This is a genomic window from Bacillus sp. BS98, from assembly GCF_008432245.1.
GTDB lineage: Bacteria > Bacillota > Bacilli > Bacillales > Bacillaceae_G > Bacillus_A > Bacillus_A toyonensis.
The window spans coordinates 4,726,623-4,749,589 of sequence record NZ_CP043830.1; the positions used below are offsets into that span (position 1 = coordinate 4,726,623).

General features: G+C 34.9%; 24 protein-coding genes and 1 other annotated feature. Of the genes, 11 read left to right on the plus strand and 13 right to left on the minus strand.

Annotated elements, in window-relative coordinates; all coding sequences use genetic code 11:
* Positions 1-27 precede the first annotated feature (27 nt).
* Positions 28-2,028 carry a methyl-accepting chemotaxis protein gene (locus F0362_RS24765; protein ID WP_149890004.1) on the minus strand — a complete coding sequence of 667 codons (2,001 nt, stop codon included), beginning with the start codon at positions 2,026-2,028 and terminating at the stop codon, positions 28-30.
* A 185-nt stretch (positions 2,029-2,213) separates the two neighbouring features.
* On the opposite strand from F0362_RS24765, the gene F0362_RS24770 reads away from it, so the two are divergent.
* Positions 2,214-2,972, plus strand: coding sequence for a TrmB family transcriptional regulator (locus F0362_RS24770; RefSeq protein ID WP_000939466.1), 759 nt, complete (start codon positions 2,214-2,216; stop codon positions 2,970-2,972).
* Positions 2,973-2,999: 27 nt separating this feature from the next.
* Here the strand turns inward: F0362_RS24770 and F0362_RS24775 are convergent, their stop codons facing one another.
* The 3 genes from F0362_RS24775 to F0362_RS24785 all read right to left on the minus strand — a co-directional run bounded on the left by F0362_RS24775 (position 3,000) and on the right by F0362_RS24785 (position 5,864).
* Entirely contained in the window at positions 3,000-3,182 is a 183-nt protein-coding gene (locus tag F0362_RS24775; protein ID WP_000287384.1) for a hypothetical protein, read from the minus strand.
* A gap of 79 nt (positions 3,183-3,261) precedes the next feature.
* A complete protein-coding gene (locus tag F0362_RS24780; RefSeq protein ID WP_002049364.1) occupies positions 3,262-4,446 on the minus strand; it encodes an MFS transporter in 1,185 nt (394 codons plus the stop codon).
* A gap of 107 nt (positions 4,447-4,553) precedes the next feature.
* Entirely contained in the window at positions 4,554-5,864 is a 1,311-nt protein-coding gene (locus tag F0362_RS24785) for an APC family permease (protein ID WP_000546326.1), read from the minus strand.
* A 467-nt stretch (positions 5,865-6,331) separates the two neighbouring features.
* On the opposite strand from F0362_RS24785, the gene F0362_RS24790 reads away from it, so the two are divergent.
* Positions 6,332-6,559 carry a hypothetical protein gene (locus F0362_RS24790; protein ID WP_000562240.1) on the plus strand — a complete coding sequence of 76 codons (228 nt, stop codon included), beginning with the start codon at positions 6,332-6,334 and terminating at the stop codon, positions 6,557-6,559.
* Between the two features lie 78 nt (positions 6,560-6,637).
* Here the strand turns inward: F0362_RS24790 and F0362_RS24795 are convergent, their stop codons facing one another.
* The 3 genes from F0362_RS24795 to F0362_RS24805 all read right to left on the minus strand — a co-directional run bounded on the left by F0362_RS24795 (position 6,638) and on the right by F0362_RS24805 (position 8,678).
* Entirely contained in the window at positions 6,638-7,453 is an 816-nt protein-coding gene (locus F0362_RS24795; RefSeq protein WP_149890005.1) for a hypothetical protein, read from the minus strand.
* A 129-nt stretch (positions 7,454-7,582) separates the two neighbouring features.
* Positions 7,583-8,365 (minus strand): membrane protein insertase YidC, encoded by a 783-nt coding sequence (yidC, locus tag F0362_RS24800; RefSeq protein ID WP_000920530.1) that lies wholly within the window; start codon positions 8,363-8,365, stop codon positions 7,583-7,585.
* Between the two features lie 28 nt (positions 8,366-8,393).
* Positions 8,394-8,678 (minus strand): hypothetical protein, encoded by a 285-nt coding sequence (locus tag F0362_RS24805; protein WP_000394928.1) that lies wholly within the window; start codon positions 8,676-8,678, stop codon positions 8,394-8,396.
* A 277-nt stretch (positions 8,679-8,955) separates the two neighbouring features.
* Between F0362_RS24805 and F0362_RS24810 the strand changes: the two genes are divergently transcribed.
* The gene (locus F0362_RS24810; RefSeq protein ID WP_000530041.1) at positions 8,956-9,849 is read left to right on the plus strand and encodes a YitT family protein; all 894 of its coding nucleotides are present in this window, start codon (positions 8,956-8,958) and stop codon (positions 9,847-9,849) included.
* A gap of 339 nt (positions 9,850-10,188) precedes the next feature.
* Complete coding sequence (locus F0362_RS24815) at positions 10,189-10,575, plus strand: DUF3938 domain-containing protein (RefSeq protein ID WP_001077779.1); 387 nt, start codon at positions 10,189-10,191, stop codon at positions 10,573-10,575.
* Positions 10,576-10,832: 257 nt separating this feature from the next.
* On the opposite strand, the gene F0362_RS24825 is transcribed toward F0362_RS24815, so the two are convergent.
* From F0362_RS24825 to F0362_RS24840, 4 genes are all read right to left on the minus strand, one after another.
* Positions 10,833-10,973: a DUF3985 family protein gene (locus F0362_RS24825; protein ID WP_000404759.1), complete on the minus strand. Its 141-nt coding sequence runs from the start codon at positions 10,971-10,973 to the stop codon at positions 10,833-10,835.
* Positions 10,974-11,069: 96 nt separating this feature from the next.
* Positions 11,070-12,122, minus strand: a complete 1,053-nt coding sequence (locus F0362_RS24830) for a site-2 protease family protein (RefSeq protein WP_002093078.1) — start codon at positions 12,120-12,122, stop codon at positions 11,070-11,072.
* Between the two features lie 42 nt (positions 12,123-12,164).
* Complete coding sequence (locus F0362_RS24835) at positions 12,165-12,872, minus strand: DUF3169 family protein (protein ID WP_000837707.1); 708 nt, start codon at positions 12,870-12,872, stop codon at positions 12,165-12,167.
* Entirely contained in the window at positions 12,862-13,083 is a 222-nt protein-coding gene (locus tag F0362_RS24840; protein WP_000776159.1) for a helix-turn-helix transcriptional regulator, read from the minus strand. The genes F0362_RS24835 and F0362_RS24840 overlap by 11 nt, the downstream gene beginning before the upstream one ends.
* 164 nt (positions 13,084-13,247) lie before the next feature.
* On the opposite strand from F0362_RS24840, the gene F0362_RS24845 reads away from it, so the two are divergent.
* Complete coding sequence (locus F0362_RS24845) at positions 13,248-14,042, plus strand: hypothetical protein (protein WP_001044580.1); 795 nt, start codon at positions 13,248-13,250, stop codon at positions 14,040-14,042.
* A 154-nt stretch (positions 14,043-14,196) separates the two neighbouring features.
* Here F0362_RS24845 and F0362_RS24850 read toward each other — a convergent pair whose 3' ends face one another.
* Complete coding sequence (locus F0362_RS24850) at positions 14,197-14,811, minus strand: DedA family protein (RefSeq protein ID WP_000455364.1); 615 nt, start codon at positions 14,809-14,811, stop codon at positions 14,197-14,199.
* Positions 14,812-15,225: 414 nt separating this feature from the next.
* Here F0362_RS24850 and F0362_RS24855 point away from each other — a divergent pair, with 414 nt between their 5' ends.
* The 5 genes from F0362_RS24855 to F0362_RS24875 all read left to right on the plus strand — a co-directional run bounded on the left by F0362_RS24855 (position 15,226) and on the right by F0362_RS24875 (position 19,647).
* Complete coding sequence (locus F0362_RS24855; RefSeq protein ID WP_000388765.1) at positions 15,226-15,669, plus strand: DUF3978 family protein; 444 nt, start codon at positions 15,226-15,228, stop codon at positions 15,667-15,669.
* Between the two features lie 30 nt (positions 15,670-15,699).
* Positions 15,700-16,161, plus strand: a complete 462-nt coding sequence (locus tag F0362_RS24860; protein WP_000735064.1) for a L,D-transpeptidase — start codon at positions 15,700-15,702, stop codon at positions 16,159-16,161.
* 364 nt (positions 16,162-16,525) lie between these two features.
* Positions 16,526-17,191, plus strand: coding sequence for a response regulator transcription factor (locus F0362_RS24865; protein ID WP_000148831.1), 666 nt, complete (start codon positions 16,526-16,528; stop codon positions 17,189-17,191).
* The gene (locus tag F0362_RS24870; RefSeq protein ID WP_000201947.1) at positions 17,169-18,608 is read left to right on the plus strand and encodes a sensor histidine kinase; all 1,440 of its coding nucleotides are present in this window, start codon (positions 17,169-17,171) and stop codon (positions 18,606-18,608) included. Before F0362_RS24865 ends, F0362_RS24870 begins: the two co-directional genes overlap by 23 nt.
* Positions 18,609-18,744: 136 nt before the next feature.
* Complete coding sequence (locus F0362_RS24875; RefSeq protein WP_000410523.1) at positions 18,745-19,647, plus strand: EamA family transporter; 903 nt, start codon at positions 18,745-18,747, stop codon at positions 19,645-19,647.
* A gap of 42 nt (positions 19,648-19,689) precedes the next feature.
* Here the strand turns inward: F0362_RS24875 and metG are convergent, their stop codons facing one another.
* Positions 19,690-21,324 carry a methionine--tRNA ligase gene (gene metG, locus F0362_RS24880; RefSeq protein ID WP_000021595.1) on the minus strand — a complete coding sequence of 545 codons (1,635 nt, stop codon included), beginning with the start codon at positions 21,322-21,324 and terminating at the stop codon, positions 19,690-19,692.
* Between the two features lie 50 nt (positions 21,325-21,374).
* Positions 21,375-21,645 (minus strand) — a binding site (T-box leader).
* Positions 21,646-21,779: 134 nt separating this feature from the next.
* Between metG and F0362_RS24885 the strand changes: the two genes are divergently transcribed.
* The gene (locus F0362_RS24885; protein ID WP_142331845.1) at positions 21,780-22,577 is read left to right on the plus strand and encodes a class I SAM-dependent methyltransferase; all 798 of its coding nucleotides are present in this window, start codon (positions 21,780-21,782) and stop codon (positions 22,575-22,577) included.
* Positions 22,578-22,967: the final 390 nt, after the last annotated feature.

The following is a 22,967-nucleotide window of genomic DNA, read 5'->3' on the forward strand; positions in this document are numbered from 1 at the left end:
CGAAATCCTCATCATTTTACTAATATGTTACTCTTCCACTTTAAACTGCTCGACTAATCTTTCTAAATCTCTCATATGCTCTGTCAAGCTTTCCATCGTATGAGCTACCTTTTCTAAATGATTCACTTGCGATTCAGTTGCAGCATTTACCTCTTCAGATACAGCTGCACTTTCTTGACTCGTACTAGCAATTGTATGCATTACCTCTGTAATTTCACCTTGCTCGTGACCTATATTGTTTACTTCTTCTACAATTTTTTCAACTGAGATACTAATCGTATTTACAACCGACATAATTGTACGGAATTCCGCCTCTGCCTCTGTCGTCACTTTATTTTGTATATCAGCAATATCTTTCAATTTACTTACGACCTCTACAACTCGTTTTACTTCTAATTGGACATCGCCAATCATCGTTGCGATTTCTCCTGTTGCCTCTTTTGATTGTTCCGCTAACTTTCGAACTTCTTCAGCCACAACTGCAAATCCCTTACCTTGCTCACCTGCACGTGCTGCTTCAATCGAAGCGTTTAAAGCAAGTAAGTTCGTTTGATCGGAAATACCTTTTATAAGCTCTACAACATTTTGAATCGATCCGACTTTTTGCTCTAACTTACCAGATGCTTCCTCTGTATGAACAACAATCGAAGATGACTCTCCTCTTGTACGAACTAAATTTTGCATCGTATTTAACCCTTGCTTAGATGCCTTTTCCGCTTTACCAGCCACTCCTTTTATTTCACCAACGGAGCTATTCATTTCTTCCACTGACTGCGCCATGTTCTCAAGCTGAGCTGAAACTTCATCTACACTATTGGCAAGAGTAGATGCTCCCCCGCTCACATCATCCATTGCACCTGACACTTCTCTACTAGCGGCCACCGTTTCATTCGTTAAATAATGGAGATTATTCGTTGATTGCTGCACTGTTGATACACTATTTTTAATTTTACTTACCATTTCATTCATTTGCCCAACCATATGATTAAAATGGTTCGTCAGCTCTCCAACCTCATCTTTACTTGTCACTTTCATTTGCAGTGTTAAATCTCCTTCTGCTACTTTGTGAACGTGATTCGTTAATAATTGCAGTGGTCTTGCTAATCTTCTTGAGAATAAATAAGAAGCTACTATTCCAACTAATAAACTAATACATCCCATTATAATGACTGTATTTCTCATACTACTTAACAATCCATCAATCGTTTGTTTCGGATAAAAAATTCCTATCTTCCATTTCATCGCATCAAATAACTGACTATAGACAACTACATCTTCACCTTTTAATGTAGTTTCAGCATATTTTGTGACATCTTTATTTAAACTCTTCAGCAATGGCTCTTTAGAAATATCTTTCCCTATCTTTTCTGGGTAAACAAGAGCTATATTTTTATCATTTATAATAAACATTTCTCCGTCATTATTGTATTGAATATTATGAAGTAACTTCTGAATTGTTCCGAGCGATACATCCATCGCAACAACGCCTAATACAGATCCATCTTCAGACGTAATAGCTTTAGAAACCCCTACACTTAACTTTCCTGTCGCGATTTCATATGAAGGTTGTCCCCAATGAACCTTTTTCACATCAGCCTCTGAATCTTTATACCATGGTCTTGTCGTTGGATCATATCCTTCCGGCACTTTTCCACCTTCAGCAAGATTGGCACTTAATGTTTTTTTATCTCTCGTACCAATATATAAATCTAAAATACCAGGATGGTTCTTTTTATACTCCAAAAACTCTTTCGTCAAAAACGCTTCCTCTTCTGGAGTAACTCCATCTTGAATCATATTACGAATCATCTCACTGTTCGCATAATACCCCATATCTTCATCAGTTCTTTGAACAAATGTCGTAAGTTGCTCTGTCACAAGATCCATCGTATTTTGAGAATACTGGTCTAAGGAACTTACTTCTTTCTCTTTCTGTAATTGATACATAGCTGTACCCAATATTACGAACATCATAGAAATAAGAACTGAAAACACTACCGCAATTTTTAAACGTAAACTTCTTAACATCTTCCCCCAAGCATCCCCTTATCGTTGTATTGTAATAATATTAATCACTATATTAAGTATAATGGATAAAATTAAAAAATTGAAATTAATTCTCACCCCATTCACATAGGAATACTCCTAACACTTGTGCAAAAACAAATAGTTCATTATCCTTAAAATATAATCTCATTCGTTCGGAGGGAACTATGTTACAAAAATTCGGTTTCTCACAATATGAAAGCCAAGCTTATGAAGTTGTCGTATCAAGCAATGAACCGTTAGATGCTACAACAATTGTGAAGCACTCTGGTGTTCCAAAAGCAAAAATATATGAAGTGCTAGCACGCCTGATAGATAAAGGAATGGTAATGGATTCTGTTTCAGAAAAGAAAAAGTTGTATACAGCATTACCACTAAAACTAGCAATTGAAAAATTAACGACAGAATTCCAAGCAAATATTCAAGACTTAGAAACGAATATATCAAAAAAATCATTTACGGATGACCGTGTGTGGAGCTTAAAGATGCAATCTTCTATTCGAGTTCAAAGTAAAGAGCTCATTGAAAGTGCAAAAGAATCGATTCGTATTTCAGCTTGGAATGACACTCTTTCAGAATACCTTCCTTTACTAGAACAAAAAGCAAAACAAGGCGTCCAAATTGAGTCCCTTATAGTTGGAAAAGTAGAAACAGATTTAGAAAACATGCATTTTCTAATCCCAGCTGAAGAACCTAATGCATTAGAGCGCTACTTACTACTCATCGTTGACGACCGTGAAATTTTATTTGCTGGTGTAGAACAAGAGTCATGGCAAGCAATGAAAACAATGTCACAACCTTTCGTGAAGTTCTTTACAGAATTCTTCTATCATGACGTTGCACTTGCGAAAATTACCCAGAAACACCATGATCTCTTTATGGAAGATGAGGAAATTAAAAGTTTGTTGATGAAATTAAGATACTAATTAAATAATAAAAAGGAGTCTAGTTGTTCACTTAGACTCCTTTTCATTTTGTTCCTTTATATCCATCAACAGCTCAATGATTTTCTCATTTTGCTCCACTTGTTTCTCTGAATTTTGATAAATGAAACGAACCCATCTAAAGAGAAAAATTACAAGAAAGAATGGTATGATCGTAAATAAAAAACCAATGATTGAAAAACTTGAATACATATACTATCACCTCGCTATATATAACTTCTTCATTTTCCTACTAACCCCTTCCATTTTTTACAAATAAAAAAAGAACCTATCAAACGATAGATTCTTCTTTCACAAACTGAGTAGAACGTCCTCTCGTAATGGAGAAAATCGCACAAAGCAGTGCTAATATAATAAAGCCACCGCCTACCCAAGCGTTATATATAACAGATGATTTTTCAATAACAACTCCGCCTACTGTTGAACCGAGCGCAATTCCTAAGTGAAGGGCAGAGTTATTTAAACTTTGCTGAATACCAGCTGATTCTGGTGCAATTTCAATTAAGTAATTTTGTTGTGCTGGTGAAATAGCCCAGCTCAGCATACTCCAAAGTCCCATCATAATAATGAAGAGCGGGAATGAAAATGTCATCATTGGCAACATAAAGATTGCACATGCAAATACGATAATGATGGAAATAATACTTTTCTTCGATCCCCATTTATCAGCAAGCAAGCCCCCAAGGCCGCCTCCAAGTACCGCTGCGATTCCGAAAATGAAGTAAAACACACTAATCCAGTTCGCTTCCACATGCATCACATCTTTTAAAAATGGTGTTAAGTATGCATACAGTGTTAAATGACCTGTTAAAAATAAAAATGATGTTAACTGTGCACTCACAATTTTTTTATCTTTCAACGTAGCAATTTGTTCTCTTATTGATAACACCGATGTCGGCGGTACTTTCGTTAAGAATAATGAAATACAAGCGATTGCCATAACTGTTAATATCGAAATGAATACAAATGGTGCACGCCATCCATATTCATTGCCGAGCACAAGACCAAGTGGTACCCCAAGTACGAGAGAGCCACTAATCCCCATGAAAATAATTCCAATTGCACGCGCACGAAAATGCGGTTCTACAACGCTAGAAGCAAGTGTTACAGATAGCGCAATAATTAATGAACCACTTGCCGCACAAATTACCCTTGAGAACATTAACATTTCGTAATTTACACTAAATGCTGAAATAATATTTCCGATTAAGAAAATTGATAATGCCCCAATGTATAATGTTTTTCTTTCAAACTTTCCTGTTACCGCTAATAAAACTGGACCTGATAAAGCAAATACTACTGAAAATATTGTTATAAGCTGACCAGCTGCGCTAATAGATACTCCTAAATCATTGGCAACTAAATCAAGCGTTCCTCCTATAATTAGCTCAACCGTTCCGACTACGAAAGCCGCAATAGCTAAAATATATACACGAAAATTCAAGTCTTTCCCCACGCTTTCTATTTTGGTTACTACTATTATAGTAACCAAAATAGAAACTGTAAGCAAGTACAATTTTTTTACAATAAAAAAGGTAGGCGCATTATACACCTACCCCTCCATCATTCAGTTTCTTTCTTCTTATTTAAATACCAATACACCGGAAGTCCAGTAAAGACAATTCCAATTGATAAGAAACAACTTACCGGATCATTGATAATTGCACTACCAATTACAAAGAACGAACCTAAAATCGCTACGATTGGTACGATTGGGAATAAAGGTACACTATATGCACGCTCTTTATTCTTATTACGTTTTCTTAAAATGAAGACACCAATAAACGTCATTACATAGAAAATATAAATAATGAATACGGAAATCTCAGATAGCTTATTTGGATCACTAATAATCATTAAAATAATTCCTAAAATGATTTCAACAGTAATTGCATTTGCTGGTGTTTTAAATCTCGGACTTTCCTTTGCAATAAACTTAGCAAATGGAAGTTGTCCACGTTCTGCCATCGACATCGGGATACGTGGGAACGTTAAAATCTTTCCATTTAAACAACCGAAAATAGAAACGATAATACCGATACTAATAATTTTTCCGCCATATTCTCCAAGTAGCATGCCTGCAGCTGTCGCTGTTGCATTTTCTCCAAGGTCTACAATTTGTGTTGCTGGTAATACATTCAGTAACGCCAAGTTAATTAATACGTAAGCAGCAGTTACAATTAAAATACCAACTGTCATTGCCTTCGGTAATAACTTTGTTGGATTCTTCATTTCTCCGCCGATGGAAGCGAGTAAAATCCAACCGTCATAAGCAAATAAAGTTGCTAAAATTGCCATACCTATACTTTGATTTTCTGATATCGGCACTACTACGTTAAAAATATCACTATTTCCTTTCCAAAAGCCTAATACAACAATTAAAATGATCGGAATCATCTTCCCTATTGTCGTAACCGTTTGGACGATACCTCCATATTTTGTCCCCATACTATTTACAACGCCTAGGAACACAACGGTACCAATTGCGATTGGTAAATTCCATACTTTATCTAAATAGAAAAAATTGATCATTAAAGAACTAAAATACAACCCTAACGTTCCAATAATAGCTGGGCCATACACAATCGTTTGCATCCAGCCTGATAAATACCCCCAAAAACTTCCGTAAATCTCCTCTAAATACGTATACAACCCACCATTTTTCGGGATTTGCGCTCCAATTTCAGCTACTGTTAAACCACTTGCTAGTGTCAACAGACCACCAATTACCCAAGCAAGAATAGCCATATTAGAACTCCCTGAGTAATCTAATACGCTCCCTGGTTTCATAAACACACCAGATCCAATGATAGTCCCTACTACGATAGAAAGCGCTACTGTTAAACCAATTTTGTTTTTCTCATCATGATGCATGCTGCGTATCCTCCTTCCAATCCTAGTGTGATGCAAAAATGAAATAAAAAAACACTCCTCCCTAAAAAAGGGACGAGTGTTATATTCGTGGTTCCACCCTTGTTTCAATTCGCAAAGTTACATACTTCACCAATTTCTCAAGTCTAAATAACGGTTTTTGCCGGCAAGCAATTACTAGGTATCCGTTCACTGCTGCAGTTCAGAGGTGGTAATCTATTTTCCCGTACTAGGAAGCTCACAGCCAAAGGCTTCCCTCTCTGAGAATCGTAAAAAATTGATCATGTCCTCATCATCACTTCTTGATGTCGAATTTTGTAGTTATTGTTCATTATATTGAATTGTTAGAAAAAATCAATATATTTTTTATATAACATAAGAAATATTTCTCTTCTTATATTATAACAGAAGGTACGACACTTCTCCATTTCCCTAAAAATGGTACAATCTATTTAGGAGGTGCACCAATAATGATTGCTGTCTTTTGTATCATCGCTACGTTTCTCTCCGTTCTATTCGCTATCATGCATCGGCAAAAGTATCCTGGTTATAGCATTTTAGCGGTAGCTATTATGCCAGCTGTTTCCTTCTACGTATTGGGTAAATATCAATATACGGAAGTGTTTATCGGTTTTGCAATCTTCTACTGCATCTTTGGATACATACTAACAATGAAAAGAATTTTATTGAATCATTAAAAGAGACCGATTTCTATAAGTAGAAATCGGTCCTCGCATGTACCTTCCGGTTGCCCACACGAAAGATACATAACTCAATTATTTATCTTCTTTTTTCATAAAAAATTTATGATGTGGAAGATTCACATTTAATTCCTCTAATTGTTTCTTTTCATTTTCTAGAACTGCTTTTGCTTTTGCCTTTGTTGCTTCATCTAATCCCGCGAAGATGTCTTCATGCTTCTCTTTCCCTGGAAGTTTCACGCCTAACTTTGTTAATTCTTCTTTTGCTTGTTCACGTGTTAATTTTCCGGATTTCTCTTGCTCTAAAATCGATTTCGCTTTTTCTTTCGCCTGATCATCTAATCCTGCAAACATATCCTTATGTTTACCCTTCTCTGGCAATTTCACGCCTAGCTTTGTTAATTCTTCTTTTGCTTGTTCACGTGTTAATTTTCCGGATTTCTCTTGCTCTAAAATTGACTTTGCTTTTACTTTCGCCTGATCATCTAATCCTGCAAACATATCCTTGTGTTTACCCTTCTCCGGCAATTTCACACCTAGCTTTGTTAATTCTTTTTGCGCTTGTTCATGTGTTAACTTTCCAGATTTCTCTTGCTCTAAAATTGATTTTGCTTTTTCTTTCGTTTGATCATCTAATCCCGCAAGCATATCTTTACGTTTTTCTTTCTCTGGAAGCTTTACACCTAGCTCCTCTAATTGTTTCTTTGTATCGTCCATAATTGTTTTCACTTTTTGTTTTGTAGCGTCATCTAAATCTTTCTTCACCGTTTTTGTAGGCTGATCCACTGCTGGAGTATTCGTTGCCGCAAATGCTGGTACACCCACTCCTCCTATAATTCCAAATGATAAAGCACCTGCAATTGCTAAATACCCAACTGTTTTCTTCTTCATAGGAAATTTCCTCCTTCATATTTCTAAAGCATGTACACTTTCGTATACAATGCCTATAGTAATATTGGTTTCTTAAAATTCCCTTAACGACTTAACAAAAAAACACCGCTCATCACGAGCGGCGTTGTTCTAAGCTTTTTGTAATTGTAATTCTTCACGTTCCATTATTTTTCTTAATACAATTGTTTGTGTCATTGTAAATAGGTTACCTGTAATCCAATACAGTACAAGACCTGATGGCGCCGCAAATCCCATAAATAGAATCATTGCTGGCATCATAATTTGCTGCATTTTTAGCATTTGTACTTGTTCTCCAGGTGTGATATTAGATTGGAAAACTTTCATCTGAATAAATGTCGTTAACGCTGCAATAATCGGTAATATATGATATGGATCTGCATGTCCTAAGTTCACCCATAAAAATGAAGATGTGCGAATCTCTTCTGTTCGGCTAATCGCATAATACAAAGCAGAGAAAATCGGCATTTGTATAAAGATTGGCCAACAACCAGCAAGTGGATTCCAACCGCCTGATTTCATTAGTTCTGACATTTCTTTTTGATACTGCTTTTGTTTTTCAAGATCTTTGCTTACATCACCGTATTTTTTCTTTAGCTTCTGCAATTCAGGTTGCATTTTTTTCATTTTCGCTTGGCTACGGTATTGTGAAACAGCTAATGGAATCATTGCTGAACGAATAACGAGCGTCATGATAATGATCGCAATCCCGAAGCTAGCTCCAGGTATATGATGAGCAACAAATTGAATCATAAACGAGATTGGATATACAAAGTAATGATCCCAAATCCCAGTACTATGTGCATCAATTGGGGCCGCATTACTGCAACCAGATAAAACAAAAACAAGTAATAATGATAAACTAACGAGCACAGCTCGATATGATTTTAACATGTTCATTCCTCCAATGTTTCGTAATTATTTAGCGAAACATTGGTGTATACGGACCGACCTCGTCATTCTCTTCACTTGATTCTTGTCTGCGAACAGAACGAATCATTCCATATTTATAAAAAATAGAAAATAGCGTTACATTTCCTGCACTATCTTCACATGTATCAACTAACGCAAAAGCTCTTTGTTTACCGCTCGATGCTTGCTGACGCACAAAGCGAGAAACATTGGCAAGGAAGAAAACTTCTAATAAACAAAGCGCCGTTGTTACAAACGATATATATAGAATTGCATCCTGCAATAAAAATTCCATCGCTTCACATCCTTAATAAGCTCATTTTAGCACATCGGGCAAATATTCTCTATTTCCTTTTATTTTCAAAAAAAGTATTTTGCATATTTTCTCAAGAAAACAATAATTAAGAAACATTGTATTCGCTTTCTTTAGTATATTCACGCACATCAATGAATAGGCTTGATTTATTAGAAATTTATAAAATTTTTGCATTATAATAAAACTATTGCCAGTTTTTGAAAAAACCTTTATTCTCTTCTTGTAATCAAAAATGAATATGGAGATGAAACATACTATGGGTCAACTAGGAGACGCCGATTACGTTCCCGACACCGCCTTTTTATCTTTCCCAGCAGCTAAAACATTTCACTTAGAATTTATGATACAGTTGGTTGTTATTTTCATAGCTTCTATTTTGTATGCAATTTCTATGAACATGTTTTTTATCCCGCATAATATGATTAGCGGTGGATTTGCTGGTGTAGGGATGATTATCGGTTATTTAATGCATTACAATATCGGTGCACTTATCTTTTTACTAAACATTCCTCTTCTTATTTTAAGTCACTTTTACTTAGGCAAGAAGACAACCTTTTTAACAGCGTATTTTGTAGCTGTATCATCTTTAGCGATGAACATTATCCCAGTACATCAAGTTTCAGACGATATTTTACTTTCTTCTGTATTCGGTGGTGTAATTTGCGGAGCAGCTTCAGGAATCATATTCCGATTTGCTTCTTCAACAGGTGGTTTTGATGTCGTTGGATTGATTGTAGCAAAACATCGAGATATTTCGATTGGAGCAATCATCTTTGGATTCAACTTGATCTTACTTGTTGCAGCAGGATTTATTTTCGGATGGGATATTACGCTTTATACGTTAATTAGCCGGTTTGTAGTCAGCAAAGTAATTGATGCCGTGCATACAAAACATATTAAATTAACGATAATGACAGTTACAGAAAAAGGTGAGGAAATAAAAAGCGCACTATTACATCACGGCATACGCGGGGTGACAATGGTAGATGCTGTCGGCGGCTATACAAACCATAAGAAAAAAATGATTTACACTGTCGTGACTCGATATGAGTTAGGCGAAATGAAACGTATTATCCGTCAAGTGGATAACAAAGCATTCATGAACATTACTGAAACAGTTGAAATTGTCGGCCGTTTCAAACGCATATAAAAAAGCGCAAGGAACTAACATTCCTTGCGCTTTTTATTTTTTACACTTATTACAAAATCAGATAATTCTATTATTGTGTCCCTAAATGTGTTATAATGAAAACAGACTCACAAAAAAAGAGTATATAGACTTGGAAGTTTCTCATATTTTACAAACAAAAAGAAACGAGAAGTCGGGTATATTTCAGTCACCATACACGTAACGGTTTAAAAACCGATCATCTTAGTTATTCTTCACTAATCTTTTTATAAAAAGATACGTACAACTAAAATTCACTTCAATATACTATACCTACCTTTTTGACTTCCAAATCATCTTATTACATAAGGAGATGAACATATGAATCAATATATACGATATACAATAGCTGTCCTGTTTGCCATTATCGGCGGTGTGATTTGCTTCTGGACAAACACTCAGCTTGGAGAGAATATCATTTTTAATGGAATCGAAACACTTGTAAGCGCTTCAATTTTAGGCGGATACATTTATTTCCTCTTCAATCCAGAAGAAAATGCTCAAAAAACAATGTTATTAACAATGATCGGAATCGTTGGTGGATGTATTTCCTACTCAATGACAAACTATACATTACCACTTCAATTAAGCTCTGCTTTCTTCCACGGTCTATGGACTTGGTTTATCGCATTCTGCCTAGCAGATGTATTCAATCTTTTACAAGACACTGAAGAAGAAAATGGTCGTCAAATTGAAAGTAACTCGTAAGCTGGAAGAATATCTTCCGGCTTTTTTGTTTGCTATTCTTTCCTGTTCATACTCCATCACCAAAATAAAAAGAAGTTACCTCCACGGCAACTTCTTTTCCATATACCCCACTTAGTATTCACTTAAATATATCAACGATTTTTCAAATATATCGATCGTTTCTCCACTTATATCAACGATTTTTTCATTATATCGACGATTCGACACAAGATATCGATTTAACGACAATCTTCGACACTCGAAACACACAACATACCCTATCCCCCAAGCAACTTACTGCCGAACTCTACGATTAAAAAGATAATTAATAGGATCGCGAGTATCTTTAATGCTACATATGCTACTTTAAAAACAACATAAATGAGCAAGACTATCAAAACAATTGATAAAATTTCCATATTTACTTCCTCCAAGCTTTGCTCTTCTTATCTTATTTTACTCGTCCTAGGCTGTTTATGGAACGTTATAAGATGACATATAAAAAAGAGGATACCTCACCCATCGTAAGATACCCTCGCCTGTAGCTGCTCAAACCATTCTCTCTCTACTTGTAAATATCCCATTCCACTCTTCTCAGCACTCTCCAATTCTTTATCAGCTTTCTTCATATAAGTGCGGGAAGCTTCCATATCGTCCTCTAAATATTTAATAATTCCTTGTGTACGGTAATATCCGTTTAAATCCATTTTGGTAATGGCCTTTGCATGTTCCTTTGCTTCTTGCAGAGAAAGGCTATTTATCTGATAAAGAGCTTTATATAAAAGATACCAACTATGAAAACTACTAACGAAAAATTTATTTTCCTTCGTTACAGATAGTTGAACAATTTGTTCTATATACGGTATTGCTCTTTCCATTCCCCTTTGATCAGCTCGGGCATAAAAGACGAGCATAAGTCCGCTCATTATCTCTCTTATACTTTTATCCTCTTTTAATTTTTCCTCACTAAGTTCTACTAATCTCTCATCCCAATCTTTCGGTCTTTTATAACTAAATAACTCACTCGATATTTGAATCGTATATAAATGCTGCTTAGCTTTTTCATCATCTTTAATTAAAATGAGAAATTGCATACCATCACTCAGAAGCGTTCCTTTTATCGGCACGATTGTAACTGCAAAAATCACAAAGTGGAAAACGGAAAAATATAAAAGATATTGATAATAACTCACCATATATATGTAACCTGAAGTAATACCGAATAGTAAACTCATAATTGGCCCACCTAAAGTCATCCATGCCCATTTCTTTGAAAGGTTCGGTGTCTCTATAGAAGACGGCGCTAACATCACCACGCCACCAAAGTACGCCCATAATTTATTTTCTCGAATGCGTAATTTGCCTTTTTCCTTTTGAACAGTGATAGGTCCTACTGTCATAAATTTAAAATTCAAACCACCTATCAAGCCAAATAGTACGTGCCCTAGCTCATGAATGGCTAACACTAATAATACAATTCCAAATACTGCCCATATATTCAACATTACTTCTAATTTTCCAGTTCGGATTACTCCGTATAAAATGGACAAAACTAGCGCCGCCGTCATTGAACTAGCTGGCCTTCTTAAAATATCCACTCTTTTCTCTCCTTAATAAATCATTTTCCTCTGCATTTCGTACATGAATTTTCCGAGATGCAATATCCAAATAAATGAGATTAAGCCAATTAATACAAAATCGATATTACTAGCCGCTGTATATATAACGGCAGCCCACCATACATATGCTAATATTGTATTCGTAAATTCATACGCTTTATATCCAGCCTCATGCACAATGTGTTTTAATCCTTCATCTGCGTTTTTCGTCCACATTTTCATAGATTCCATATATGTTACACCTTGTTCAGGATATAGCTTATTATAACGATTTTTTGTTATGAGCCCGATAATCACTACAGTAGTTAAACAGACAATAGAAGCTACTAAATTCCACACCGCAAATGAAACATTTGTATCCTGCACCAGTGCACGTCTGCATGTAATAACTGCATATACAAACCATGCCTGCGTAACTATATCACCTACACGTAAATATATACTTATAATGCCTAATTTTCTGCCTTGTACGCTCTCTTCTTCATCGCGTGCTTCCGCTAACATACGTGTATTCTTCCAAGTGTAGTACATCATTAAAATTCCAAAAATAGTACATACACCTATAAATAGATTAGATGATAATTTTCTCGGTTCATCCGAGAGTAAATCTAAAGCTATATAAGATGTTAAAAAACCACCCATCATACTTAATGCTATTTTCCCCACAAAATCAAATTGTTTTTTTCGTTTACTCTTCATCTTCCTCTTCCCCCTCCACTAACGTGAATATTTCCTCCACCGGTACATTGAAAATTTTTGCGATTTTTAACGACAATACAATAGATGGTGCATAATCCCCACGCTCAATTAAACTAATCGTTTGCCGTGATGAGCCAATCGCTTTCCCTAAATCCCCTTGTGATAAACGATGCTTTGCTCGCAATTCCCTCACTCGATTTTGAAGCTTCATATCTTCCCTCTTTTTCATTTATTTAATTAAAATTGTAAATAATATCCTTATTTTTGTCAATTATAATTGTCATTACGACTATAATAATTGACAAAAATAAGGATATATTATGATGAAAATAACCTATATAATGAATGTGAAATATTAAACAAAGGAAGTGACATATGAATAAAACATCTACTTTTTCCTATATTCTTACTAAGCTTACAGCGACTTTCCTATTATTATTATTATTTATTAGCACGCTTCTCTTAACAACTAGTCAACAAACATTATATAGTTTCTTAGCTGGATTACGAGAACTGCTATATGTTCCCTTCGTTCCTATTCTTGCTGCATATGCATTTTTTTGTTCTATTTGCATCGATAAATTGAAATTAAAAACACATACAAGACTGAAGACATTATTACTTTATATTTTTTGCGGCTATTTATTTTTTCTTCCCTTCCTAACATTTAAAGAAGCTAGTCTAATACAGTTCTTGTTCCTCGGATCAATTGGTGCATTATGTTCTCTTTCTTTCTATTTATGTACAGTTATAGCAACAAAATTTAAGTGGCTACAATATTTCGTACCAAGCATTGTGTTTATTATATTTATCACAATTAACTTAGTAGATTTAGAAAGGTTTGGAACATCAAAAGAACAATGGGTCGAAACAAAAACAGATAACTCTTTCGAAGCATCTTTTCAACATTTTAGTGGTAAACATAAAGTCCCAATTGAACTAAAACGAGGGGACATATTAGAATTCACCATTGAATCACGAGCTGAAAATTCGAATGGCTACATGGGGGACATAAAAATGGCTAGTGAATTTCAAGAGGAAGAAAATTATTTAGCTCCAGCTGGACCTAATACATACCAGTTCGCGGCAATTAAGACAGGAACTTATTACATTATAGTTAGCGGAAATCAGCTAAAAGGAAAGTTAAAAATAGATTGGAACATAAAATGAAACTTTAATCAGTGGGGGTTTTGTTCATCCCCCACTGATTATCAACCCTCACCAATCGGACTTTTACGGGCAGCCCGACAAATAGCGGGATAAAATAAAAAAGGCAGTGCTTTTGCACCGCCTTCCTAAATTTTGACATAGAATGGATTCCATATTAACTTGCGTTTTGTAACAATACTCGTTTTAACTGTTTACGGAAACGAATGCCTAGCGTAATTGCTACGATTACGATAACTCCAAAAATGATTTTACCAATATGACCTTCTAACACCCCAAAAATATCATGTAAGTTTCCACCTAACCAATAACCACCGATTAAGAAGAATGACACCCAAAACAGAGCACCTGAATAAATTGTAATCGCAAAACGACGGAATGGTAGATTAATAATTCCTGCAAAGTATCCTGTAAAATGGCGTACACCAGGAATAAAGAAACCGATAAAGATCAGGAAGTACCCATACTTATCAAACCACATTCTTGTTAAGTCGATTTTTCTTTGTGTTAAAAATACGTATTTCCCATATTTTTGAACGAAAGGCATACCTAATTTATTTCCTAAAAAGTATTGAATCGTCATTCCTACACTTGTCCCAATAAAGGATAAGATAATTAAAATTGGTAAACTTAAATCACCCTTCTGTGCTAAAAATCCCGCATATGCTAATGTTGGCTCTCCCGGAAACGGAAGCGCAATATATTCTAACAGCAACCCGACAAGTACAACATAATACCCGTATTGCTGAAATAATTCATGAACCCATTCCATGTCATCTCTCCTTTCAGTCACGTACAACTTCTTACTATTATTGTATAAAAAAAATGTCGAAATAACTATCACAATAGCTTACATTTTTATTACATTTTTGTAAGGCTCACACTAATTTTTTTTGTTCTCTATTTACTTATATCTATTAGCATTTAAAAACAAGCTAACAACTATATATCACGCGAATGAAATCCATTAATATACATTTTTTATCCAATTTTTAACACTAAAAAACTATCTTATTTTGTTATCTATAAAAAACCACCACAAACTCATACGAACTTCATATTAGCTTCATATACGTATTGTAAGATTATATCGGAATTTGTTGAAAAATTTAGCTAATATATGACTAAACATTAAATTGAATAAATATAAGTCGCTTTTCGAAATTGAAAAAAGGGTGAATAAGAAATGGAAGCTTATAAAATGCACGATTTTATTAATACGAATGTTGAATCTCATCAAAATGAAACCGTTTTTAATTTACAAATATGTGAAACAAATGAATTTGACGTAAGTTTAACAAAATCTACTACGCTGTCTTTTATCGTTTCAAAAAAGAACATTAAGATTGTCACTAGAAAATGGGTGAATTCAAATCCAGAAAGCATGATTGGCAAAAGCTACATCATTCCAACGAAAGCTTTTCACTATTTCTTACCAATTATTTCTGAAACTGAAGATGAACTAAATATTCAAGTTCAAAGTTTTGGACTACATGGTGAGCTTTTATTAAACGAAAGATTACTTATTGATAAAAACAACAAATGCAATCCAAAGATTACTACCTTCTTTGAAACATTAGATGAAAATGTTAATCAAGCATTACGAGGATTACAAATTCATTGTATGTAAGACTACTACAAGAAGTAAAAGGAGAATATAATGAAAAAATTATTATTAAGTGCGCTATTATCATTAGGATTTTTAACTCTTCCATTCACTACTGCAGAAGCAGCTACAACGAAAGATCAGCTTATCGTAAACACACAACTAAATAAAATGGATTATTATCAAAATGGAAAATTCATAAAAAGTTTCACTGTCGCTACTGGAAAAGCAGCAACACCTACACCTAAGGGTACTTTTCAAATTGTAAATAAAATTAAAAACCGTCCTTACTATACAGGAAAAATTAAAGGCGGCGATCCACGTAATCCACTTGGGGACCGCTGGCTCGGATTAAATATGGCAGGAACTTACGGAACAACGTATGCGATTCATGGAACTAACAATAATCAAGCAATCGGGAAAGCAACAACACTTGGTTGTATTCGTATGTTTAACAATGATATTCACTGGTTATTTGAGCGCATTCAGCAGCAAGCTACTGTCACTGTAAATTAACCTAAGAACAAGATTTACGTGTAGCCAAGAATTTTATGTCTTGGCTTATTTTATTTATTCATTTACAGTAGCAAAACAACTGTATTTACATATATAATAAAAATAGATTGCGTTCAACATCATCGTAACATTGATAAACATGGATATTAAAATTATACAGTTATAATATTTTATAAATTTTACAATACATACTATAATAGAACTACTGTAATTCTGAAATATTCAGTGACACTAAACAATCCCCCTTGCTACTTTCATTACTATTTTATAGCGGGGGCTTATTATATGTATAAACAATCTGAGTCATCCGAAAAATGATGAATTCGAATATTGCAGTAAAAAGCGTTATTTAGGAGGTGTTACTATGACGCATATACTGGTGATTGAAGACAACCCAGATATACAAGAACTTATTCGTGAATTTCTAATGGCACAAAACTTTACTGTTGATGTAGTTGGTGCTGGTACAGAAGGCATTCTTCTTTTCCAAAAAAATTCATACGACCTTGTCCTCCTCGATGTAATGTTACCAGATATAGATGGCTATAGTATTTGTAAAATTATGCGAGGACAATCTGATGTACCAATCATTATGCTAACAGGCTTACATAATGAAGAAAGTGAAATTAAAGGATTTGAGTTAGGTATTGATGACTATATTACAAAACCGTTCCATTACACCGTATTTATAAAACGTGTAGAAGCTGTATTGAGAAGGGCAGCAACGAAGGAAGCAGAAGCTGCAACTATACTACAATTCCATGAATTGATGTTAAATTCTACAGCATATGCCGCTTATGTTCATGGTAATCAAATTGAATTGACTACAAAAGAATTTGAAATTATATATACTTTACTGCAAAATCGGGGAAAAGTACTATCAAGAAGTGATTTGTTGAATAAGGTATGGGGCTATGAACATTTTGGTGATGTGAGAGTTATAGATACACATATTAAAAACTTACGAAAAAAATTAGAAATTCCTTATATTAAAACGGTGAAAGGCATTGGCTACAAAATCGAATCGTAGCAAAGACAACATCACCAAAAATATATTCATCAAAACCTTATTATTTTGTATTTTGTTATCACTTTGTCTTTATCAAATTATTTATTTTCTAGCCTCAAATTACGATAAAGATCGTTTGAGAGCGTCTGGAACACAAACTGCGGAACAAGCGGAATCAGACAAACAAAACGACCAAAGTAAAACAAAGCAAAATAAAGCTGTGTCAGAGAGTAGCATCTCTAATTTTCAATCTTCTCAAATAGACATGAATACACTCTCTACAGCCATCAATCATCTTTTGCAGCCTAGCCAAACTGCAAAAGCAAAAGAACATGCACAAAATATTCCGGGGAAAAGTAACACAACGTCTTCACTTACAGAAGCGGAAAAGCAAGTTACTAACAATGATGCCTTACATACACAAAATGCAGCAAGTAAAACAAATGATACACATGATAATCCATCGTTAACAGATGTGTTGCAGCAATTAGCTCCACATATTGGGGCGACAATGCTTGCATTATCTCTGCTTGGATCTTTAATCTACGCAAAAATAATCGCCAAACCTTTCCAATATATGAGCGATGCTTTAAAAGATATTATGAATCTTGATTTCTCAGATAAAAAGCTACTTAACAAAAATACAGATCAAACAGATTTTAATTTGCAAGTAGCTGCCTCACAAGTACCTACTATTGTGAAAAATTTACATGAAAGCAATCAAGATTTAAGAAATGAAATCAAGAAGGAACAACAATTAGAACAATCTCGTAAAGAATTTATGTCTATGATATCCCATGAATTAAAAACACCAATCGCAGCCGTTATGGGACAACTCGATGGCATGATTCACGGAATTGGCGCTTATAAAGATAGAGATAAATATTTAAAACGTTCATATGAGATGATGCAAGATATTAACATATTAACGGAAAAGGTGTCAGAATTATCCAAAATACAAAACCCTCAATTTAAACCCAATTTAAAAGTTATCTCATTGACTAATATTATTGAGGACGTTATAAAGAAAGTAGATTATTTTGTATCTGTAAAACAATTAAATGTTCAATCTAACATTAAACAAGATGTACAAATTTTAGCTGATCCTAAATTTATGCAAACTGCTATTTTTAACATTATTTCAAACGCAATTCATTATACAATTGACCATCAGCATGTATATATAAAGCTTTATGAAAAGCCAAACGGTTACGCATTAGAAGTATTAAATACAGGTTCTCAAATTGATGAAGATAAACTTGCCCATTTATTTGAGCCATTCTATCGCGCAAATCCTGACAAACATGGCTTAGTACAAGGTAGTGGTCTTGGGTTATATATTGTAAAACAAATATTAGATAAACATCAGTTTCCTTATGGAATACAAAACACACCTCAAGGTGTAAAATGCTCCATTGTATTCCCAAAGGCAATGTAAAACCTATTGTAATTTCATACCCCAAATTCATACTTTGTATGAATGGCGGAATTTTGTAGAGTATGTTACTCTGTTTCGTTCGCCCGTTGTCCTTATTTGGATAGCGGGCGTTTTTTATTTTAAAAGGAGGATTTTTATGGAGAAGTTTAAGTATTCACTACTCGTTTTACTCGGTGCTTGTAGCTACGGCGTGCTTTCAACTATTTTCAAACTCGGATTTATTAACGGATTTTCAGCACATCAACTATTAGGGGGACAATATGTCTTCGGATGGATTGGACTACTTCTGCTCGTTCTTTTCTTTTCACGCCATAAAGTAACAAAAAAGCAATTCTTGTCATTATTAACAGTCGGCACAACAATGAGTATGACTGGTATTTTCTATGCTATTTCTGTAGAAGAACTGCCAGCATCTATCGCTGTCGTTCTACTCTTCCAGTTCACATGGATCGGAGTAGTCATCGAAGCTATTGCAAATCGAACGTTTCCAAGCCGTGAAAAAGTTATATCTATCATCATTTTATTCACTGGTACATTGTTTGCTGGCGGTGTCTTTGAAGGTCTAGGAGAAAGTTTTTCTACGAAAGGTATTATCTTTGGATTATTAGCTGCTGTCTCTTTTTCATTCTATGTTTTTGCAAGTGGACGCGTTGCTACAGATGTTCCGCCTTATACGAAAAGCTTTCTCATGACAACAAGTGCTACCCTTATCGTCTGCCTATTCTTCCCGCCAACCTTTTTAACAGATGGTGCCCTGCAAGCCGGTCTATGGAAATATGCTTTCTTCCTCGGATTGTTCGGCGTTGTCGTACCTGTCGTTTGTTTTTCAATTGGTGTACCGAAAGTCGGAATAGGACTTGGTACAATATTAGGAGCAGCTGAATTACCAACGGCCATTATCGCTTCTATTACACTTGTACATGAAGTTGTAACGCTTATGCAGTGGATTGGAATTATATTTATATTGTTTGGTATTTTCACTCCTCAGCTCCTTACGTATAGAAAAGAAAACAAACATAATCGTGTGCATAGTGCATAACAAAAGACCTTTCATTTACTTGAAAGGTCTTTTCTCTCTCGTTCACTTTACCGCTCCATACAGTTTCTCTATCTCATGCTCAATTTGTTTTACATCGATTCGCTCAAATAATGGCTGTACGCTATCAATTCTATTGGGCAACGTATTTTGCGGTTCCCAATTTCGTTTAACAATCGACAATGTGTTTCGAACTCTTTCACTTGAAAATGGTAAAAATGGTTCAAGGAGATTTGCAAAATTAGCGATAAGATAAACACAATTATAAATCGTTTCTTCACATGAAACTGGATCATCTTCTCTTTGTTTCCAAGGCTGCTTTTCGTCAAAGTATTTATTTGCAAAACGTACTGCATCAAATATTGTCTCTAACGCCACCTTAAATTTAGTTTGTTCAATAGCCGCTCCTACATATTTATATAATCCTTCTACTTTATCTTTCAGCTCTACATGAATAGTTCCCTTCGGTACAACGCCATCATAATACTTTTCAATAAACCTTAATGTCCGATTCACAAAGTTCCCATATGCACCTAACAATTCACTATTATGACTGTAAATAAACTCACGCCACGAAAAATCAGTATCACGATTTTCTGGTGCATTTACTGTTAAAAAGTAACGGATCGAATCTGGATCATAGCTTTCTAATATATCAGGTACCCATACTGCCCAGTTTTTACTTGTCGATAATTTTCTTTTTTCTACCGTTAAATACTCATTTGAAACGATATGACGAGGAATCGCTTCTTCTCCTACTCCAAGTAATACCGCTGGCCAGATGATAGAGTGAAATGGAATATTATCCTTTCCGTGTACATAATACGTTTTCGTTTCTTTATCCCAAAACTCTTGGTCATCTTTCCCTGTTTTTTCAGCCCAATGTTTACTTGCAGAATAATATCCTGTCACTGCTTCAATCCATACGTAAATTTTCTTATCTTCGTATCCTGCCACTGGAATTGGAACCCCGACTGGTAAATCACGCGATACTGCCCTATCTTGCAACCCTTCTTTTACATATCTTTCTGTTAGCTGAATTGCATTGTCACGCCATGTTCCTTTTTGTTTTGCAATTTCTACGACTCCTTTAATTTGCTCCTGAAATGTATGCAGTGCGAAATAGAAATGCTCTGTTTCCTGTACGGATGGCGTACTACCACATAACTTACATTTCTTTTCTAACAAATCGAGTGGATCTAAAATGGCCGAACAAGCATCACATTGATCTCCTCTTGCTGCTTCATGGCAATGAGGACAAATTCCTTCTACGTAACGATCTGGTAAAAACTGTGTACACGTTTCGCAATATGCTTGTTCCACTGTTTTTTTATAAATATAACCTTCTTCTAATAAACGCAAAAAAACTTTTTGAACTGTTTCATGATGATACTCGCTATCTGTACGTGTATAGCAATCATAAGTAAAACCAAGGCTATGAAAACATCGCTCAAACTCTTCGTGGTACTTATCAGCAATTTCTACCACCGTCACACCTTCTTGTTTTGCTCTAATTGTAATGGGTGTTCCATTACAATCACTTCCTGAAACATACAACACATTCTCACCTTTTGCCCTGTAATAACGTGCTAAAATATCTCCCGGTAACAAACTAGCAATATGCCCAAGATGTAACGAACCATTTGCATACGGCCAAGCGCCTCCAATAAAAATACTCATCCTATATTCCTCCTTTAAAATATAAAAAGCCCCGCCCTTATCTTAAAAAAGATAAGGGCGGGGCTGTATAAACAGTCGCGGTACCACCTTATTTCGCCAATCACTCACATAATTAGCCTTAACAAGTACGGAGCTATATGCTCTTATACTGTGGTTTTGATAACGAGTACCAACTCTCGTCGCCGCCTACTATTATCATTTGATAAGTTCAGGACGAAGCTCAAAGGCCATTGTTCAAATGAATATTCTTGCTTCTTCTCACCTACCGAAGCTCTCTGGAAAGAATGGTTTCATCCTACTTTTCCTTTTCAACGCTTTTACGTATAACACGTATTTTACGATTTAATTATAGAAAAATCAAACTTTATTTAAAAAGAAAAGGAAATCCCATCTTCCTGCCGAATAACTATACGTTCGTAAAAGGAGTGATAACATTGAATCAAAAGCAACTAAGCATGATGAATGAAAAAAGCTGGAATGCAGCTGCTTATGAAGCTTGGACGAATCGCCACGGGGCGCCAGTTGATTATGCGAAAAAGATTATGGAAGAGCCCACACGCGAAGTAGCACATTATTTACCTTACATACAATCGCCAAAAGGAAAACGTATTATTAATTTACTCGGGTCAAAAGGAAACAAAGCCGTCGCTCTTTCCCTATTAGGATCTGACGTAACAGTTGTTGATATTTCAGCGAGTAATGCCAAATATGCAAATGAACTTGCAGAAGCCGCTGGTGTCTCTATCCAATACATCGTCTCTGATGTACTGGATGTAAATCTTTCCGAATCATTTGATGTCGTCTTGCTGGAACTTGGTGTACTTCATTACTTTTTAGATTTAAAACCACTCTTTCAAAAGATTGCTAACTTACTTAAACAAGATGGAATGCTTATCCTTCGTGACTATCATCCTGTTTACACTAAATTATTAGGTGTAGATCATCCATCATTTCGGGCCAATGGAAATTATTTCGATAAAGAATTGATTGAAGATGATGTTGCTTATAGCATTCTTCTTACAGAATCGCAGAAAGAGGCTTTACCGAAAACAAACGTACGCCGCTGGACATTAGGAGAAATTGTTACAACACTTGCGGAAGAACGTTTTAAAATTGAAAAGCTAGTTGAAGAACACGGATCTCATCAAAGGTGGGTTTTCCCTTCTACTTCACCTGAAGGAATTGAAGAACGTATACCAGGTCTATATACATTAATTGCGACAACATGCAAAAAAGGATCCCTTCACGGATAGGATCCTTTTTTGCATGCTTACGCATATAAGTTGAGGTTGGAGATTACCATAATTCTGTAGAATAGGACACAAGATATTTCAACATTTTGTCTCTGACTTACGTCGTCAAAAAGGGGTATGACCAACATAACGAAGAGTAATGTTTCAGTTGATACTGATAATCGTTATCAACTAATTAGAAGTATACATGATGTTATTTCAAATTACAATACCATTTCTAATTTTTATTTATGAATTTTTTGATATACAAATGTATACATTTTAAGAACATTTACTCACATTAATCTGCCATATTCCATTATCTGCTATAATTTTCATGGAACAGATTAATAACTTCTTAATCATGTTTTTATTAATTTCGTTCTAGATATTTATAAATTATAATAAACA